This window comes from Actinotalea sp. C106 (assembly GCF_023630195.1).
Taxonomy (GTDB): domain Bacteria; phylum Actinomycetota; class Actinomycetes; order Actinomycetales; family Cellulomonadaceae; genus Actinotalea.
The window spans coordinates 1-4,721 of the sequence record NZ_JALPKN010000246.1; the positions used below are offsets into that span (position 1 = coordinate 1).

Consider the following 4,721-nt stretch of genomic DNA (forward strand, 5'->3'; position numbering starts at 1 on the left):
AAGCCCGGTCCCCCTCCCCACGCGGGCAAGCCGGGGCCCGGCCGGTGCGCCGGACCGCCCGGACTGCAGCCGCACGACGGCAAGGGCAAGCACGACCGCGGCGGCAAGCACGAGGGCAAGGGCAAGGGCGACCGCCAGGGCAAGCACGACGGCGGCAAGCACCAGGGCGGGGGCAAGTATCGCCCGTCGGCGCGCTGAGTCCTCAGTCCCAGCGCTGAGCCTTCAGGCCCAGCAGTAGAGCTGCCCGGTGAGCGTCCAGCTCACCGGGCAGCTCTGTGCCGTCTGGCGGACGGGGGCGGCGCCAGGTGTTCGGGGGCGCCGTCAGGCGTCCGGGGCGACGCGGTAGCGGAGCCGGAGCTCCGCCTGGATCTGGACGTGCCGTTCGAGGAAGGTCCGCTCGTCGAGCCGCTTGCGGCGCAGCCACCCGGTGACCTCGTCGTTGCACTTGCTCGCGTTGCACGAGGCGCAGGCCGGCGCGATGTTGTCGAGGGTGTACCGCCCGCCGCGGGAGATCGGCTGCACGCAGTCGCGTTGCAGCGGCACACCGGTGGCCCCGCAGTACGCGCACCCGCCCCACGCCGTCGTCAGCGCCTCCCACTGCTCGGGGCTGAGGTCGTTCACGACGGCGGCCACCCGACGGCTGCGGCGCCGGGCGTAGCGCGCCCGACGGCTCCGGTTGACCACCATGGTCGAAGGGTAGGTGCACCTACAGGGTGATCGAGGCCAACGGGGTGATCATCGTCGCGACGGACATCTCGATGCCGGCGATCTCCTCCGGGGTCAGCGCCTGCCCCTCGGCTCAGGCGAACCTCGGCTCAGGCGAACCTGGGCTCAGCCCGGCGTCACGAGTCCCGACTCGTAGGCCGCAACCACGAGCTGCACCCGGTCGCGGCAGCGCGTCTTCCGCAGCGCCTCCGAGACGTGAGACTTCACGGTCGGTTCACCGAGGTAGAGCTCGGCGGCGATCTCCGCGTTGGACAGTCCACGGGCGACGGCGAGCACGACCTCGCGCTCGCGAGCAGTCAGCTCGTCGATGCCCGGGACCGCAGTCGGTGTCCCCCGGCGAGCTGCGACGTCAGCCACGAGCCGCCGGGTGACCTGCGGCCCGAGCAGCATCGACCCGTCGGCCACGAGCCGCACCGCCTCGACGAGCCGCTCGGCGGGCACGTCCTTGAGCAGGAAGCCGCTGGCCCCGGCACGTAGTGCGTCGTAAACGTACTCGTCGATGTCGAAGGTGGTGAGGATGAGGACCCGGGTCGTCCCATCTGTCGCGACGATGCGCCTGGTGGCACCGATCCCGTCGAGCCGTGGCATGCGCACATCCACCACTGCGACGTCCGGGGACGTGGCGGCGACCAGGCTGACCAGCTCCTCGCCGTCCGCGGCCTGACCGATCACCTCGAGCCCCTCGGCGGCGCCGATCATCGCGGCCAGGCCGTGGCGGACGACGGGCTGGTCGTCCGCCACCACCACAGTGGTCACGACTCGTCCACCGGGAGCTCGACCTCCAGCACGAACGTCCCGTTGGACCGTCCTGCGTGCAGGGTCCCGCCGAGCGCTTCCACCCGCTCGCGCATGCCGAGCAAGCCTCGGCCCGGCGGCCCGTCCTGGCCGCTGAGGTTCGTCATCGTGAGACCGACGCGCCCGTCGGGTCTGCGCCACTCGAGCCGCACCGACGCCTCGGGAGCGTGCCGTCGGGCGTTGCTGAGGCCCTCCTGCACGGCCCGGTAGAGGACATATCCCGGTGCGGCCGGCACATCGCCCGCCGCGCCGACGACCTCGACGACCTGCCCCGCCGACCGGGCGTCGGAGACGAGTGCGCCGAGCTCGGTCACGCCGGGCTGGGGTGCACGCTCGGCCGCCGCACCCTCGGCGCGCTGCAGCACCGTGAGGACCTGTCGCAGCTCGCCGAGGGCGGCACGCGCGTCCTGCGCGATCGCGGCGAGCACCGTTCGCGCCTCGGGGTCGAGGGTCGGGTGCTGGAACGGAGCGCTCTCCGCGCGCACAGCGACCAGGGAGACGTGGTGGGCGACGACGTCGTGCAGGTCGCGGGCCAGTCGGGCGCGCTCAGCGGCCGTCGACTCGACCGTCATCGCACGATGCTCGGAGCGCTCGGCAGCAGCTCTGGCTTCGCGCGCACGGCGTGCCCCGCCGACGGCCCAGCTGACGCCGACCACGGCAAGGATCGCCACGACGTAGGCGACGAGCACGGGCCCGACCCGGGAGTCCAGGCCCAGCCAGGACGTGGCGCTGGCCCCCGCCGGGGTCTGGCGGCCCGAGGTGACCGGGCCGATGGGCAGGAGCGCGTGGACCGTGCTCGTGCTGTAGACCAGCGCGACACCGACAGCCGCGACGGTGGGCACCAGGGCACGCCTGAGGCCGTCCAGGGCCGCGATCGACGCGATCGACACCAGCGCGGCGAACCAGCCCCAGACGAACCAGCCAGTCCACGGCAGCAGCAGGAACGGTGCCAGCGGCAGGAGAGCCGCCCACCAGGGTCGCCACCGCGCCAGCAGGATCCCGCCCACGGAGGCCACACCGGCCACACCCACGAGTGCCGCGGCCCCGGGAAGCTGCCCCGCATACCCCTCGGGCGAGACAGGAAGGACGTACCCAGGCGACGTGATCCACAGGAGTCCACCGACCACGACCGCATGGATCGTCGGTGCCATCCACCGGCGCCACCGCTCCGGCCCCCTGATCGGAGCGGTAGCGCCGGACGGCTCCTTCTTGAGCAATGTCGCCATGCATTCGATCTTGTCCCGCGACGAAGGCCCGCGCCAGGGCCGCCCGACGGAGCAGACCTCCGCCTTGAGGCGGAGACGATGACGCCTCGGTGGTCGAGACGACGACGAGCCACCCCGAGGCGGGGAAGGCCGCGACCTCGGCCCGCGGGTTCGCCGGCCGTCAGCCGGTGCGAGGAGCGCGAGCGCGAGCTCCGCGTCAGGTGAGGCCGTGTCGGTGGGCGAAGACGACCACCTGAACCCGGTCGCGGAGGCCCAGCTTGCGGAGCACCGCACCGACGTGGGTCTTGATCGTGGACTCGGCGAGGAAGAACTCCTGGGCCATCTCGGCGTTGGACAGGCCGCGCGCCACCGCGACGAGGACGTCGCGTTCCTTCTCCGTGAGCCGCTGGTAGCTGCGGGGGAGCTCGTCACGGGGGGCGCGGTGGTTGTCGAGCAGCGCGATGAGGTCGTGGGGGGCCAGGACGGCGTTGCCGGCGTGCACCGTGCGGATGGCGTCGGCCAGCTGGACGGGCGTGGTGGTCTTCAGCAGGAAGCCGCTGGCCCCGTGGCGGATGGCCGTGGCCGCGCGGTCGTCGAGGTCGAAGGTGGTCAGCACCACGACCCGGAGCGGGGCGGTCCTCCCCGCGACCAGGTCCGGTGCCAGCAACCGCCGGGTGGCCTCCACGCCGTCGACCACCGGCATCTGCAGGTCCATCAGGACGACGTCGGGGTGCAGCTCGGCAGCCATCCGGACGGCCTGGTGCCCGTCGGCTGCCGTCCCGACGACGTGCATACCGGGCTGCGCGTCGACGATGACGCGCACGCCCTCGCGGAAGAGCTCCTGGTCGTCGACGAGCAGCACCTTGATCGACGACGGGGCGTCCGACGGGATGCTGCCTGCTTCCCCGGTCACTCGTGGACCGGCAGGTGAGCAGTGGTGGTCCACGTGGTGGTGCTGGCTGCGACGTCCAGCCGACCGCCGATCGAGGCCAGACGTCTCCGCATCCCCGGCAGCCCTTGGCCGCTGCCGGGCGCCGGTTCCGGAGGAGCAGGATCCGTCTGCTCCGGGGACGGACGGTGGTTCGTGACAGCCAGCTGCAGCTCGTCGCCCCAGGCCCGGTCCACCTGGAGGGGGGCGCCTGGGCGTCCGTGCCGCAGCGCGTTGGTCAGCATCTCCTGCAGGACCCGGTAGGCGACGTCGGCCACGTCCGGGGCCATCGCTCGGGGCCGGCCGGTCTCAGCCAGCACCACCGGGTGCCCACTGCGCCTGGCACCGGCGAGCAGGTCGTCCAGATCGCCGGCCTGTGCCGTGCCCGGTCCGGTCGCGGGGTCGTGCACGACGCGCAGGACGTCGCGCACGTCCACCAGGGACGCCCGGGCAGAGGTCGCGATGACCGACAAGGTGCGCTTGAGCCGCGCCGGGTCGTCGTCGGGCAGGTACTGGCCGGACTCCGCCTGGGCGAGGATCACCGCGAGAGAGTGGCCCACCACGTCGTGCACGTCGGCGGCCAGCTGCGCCTGCTGGCTGCGCAGCAGCGCGACCTCGGCGGTCTCGGCCTCTCGTGCCGCCGCGGCCCGGGCCATCTCCTGGGAGCGGCGCGCGCGCTGCAAGCTGCGCACGATGACGCCGGCCCCCCAGGGCAGGCCGATGACCAGCAGCCCGGTGGTGGCCAGCAGCACCGTCGTCACCCCGACGGCATCGACCTCGAGGGCGTGAACCACCTGACCGAGAGGGACCGCGACCTGACTCACGGTGCCGGTGGCCGCGGGCAGGTAGAGCCCCGAGTGCAGGACCCCGAGCCCGGCCAGGACGGCCAGCGGGAGGGAGAGGCCGCCAGCCACCACGACGGCGTGCCGGCCCCAGCGCGCCGTCCCGTACGCGACCAGGGCCACCGACGCCTGGGTGAGCAGGGGCGGCACGTCCCCGGCCACCTGCGCCATGAGCGTCACCCAGGCCACGGCCAGCGCGGCGGTCGGCGCCCGTCGCCACAGGCC

The 4,721-nt window shown here is 73.4% G+C and carries 6 protein-coding genes; 1 reads left to right on the top strand and 5 read right to left on the bottom strand.

From position 1 onward, the window contains the following. The coding region (locus tag L0B03_RS14055; protein ID WP_250446847.1) for a hypothetical protein at window positions 1-198 on the top strand (198 nt) is incomplete at its 5' end. A gap of 123 nt (window positions 199-321) precedes the next feature. Here the strand turns inward: L0B03_RS14055 and L0B03_RS14060 are convergent. From L0B03_RS14060 to L0B03_RS14080, 5 genes are all read right to left on the bottom strand, one after another. Further along, complete coding sequence (locus tag L0B03_RS14060) at window positions 322-687, bottom strand: HNH endonuclease (protein WP_250446848.1); 366 nt, start codon at window positions 685-687, stop codon at window positions 322-324. A gap of 144 nt (window positions 688-831) precedes the next feature. After that, window positions 832-1,482, bottom strand: a complete 651-nt coding sequence (locus tag L0B03_RS14065) for a response regulator transcription factor (RefSeq protein WP_250446850.1) — start codon at window positions 1,480-1,482, stop codon at window positions 832-834. Next, window positions 1,479-2,672: a histidine kinase gene (locus L0B03_RS19615; RefSeq protein WP_250446852.1), complete on the bottom strand. Its 1,194-nt coding sequence runs from the start codon at window positions 2,670-2,672 to the stop codon at window positions 1,479-1,481. The genes L0B03_RS14065 and L0B03_RS19615 overlap by 4 nt, the downstream gene beginning before the upstream one ends. Before the next feature lie 271 nt (window positions 2,673-2,943). Beyond that, a complete protein-coding gene (locus tag L0B03_RS14075; RefSeq protein WP_250446854.1) occupies window positions 2,944-3,639 on the bottom strand; it encodes a response regulator transcription factor in 696 nt (231 codons plus the stop codon). Continuing rightward, window positions 3,636-4,721 (bottom strand): sensor histidine kinase (locus L0B03_RS14080; RefSeq protein ID WP_250446856.1); only part of this gene is annotated, 1,086 nt, incomplete at its 5' end. The genes L0B03_RS14075 and L0B03_RS14080, both read right to left, overlap by 4 nt.

Coding starts and splice junctions, on each gene's coding strand:
- L0B03_RS14060 (WP_250446848.1), bottom strand. CDS start 687: ATGGTGGTCAACCGGAGCCGTCGGGCGCGCTACGCCCGGCGCCGCAGC.
- L0B03_RS19615 (WP_250446852.1), bottom strand. CDS start 2,672: ATGGCACCGACGATCCATGCGGTCGTGGTCGGTGGACTCCTGTGGATC.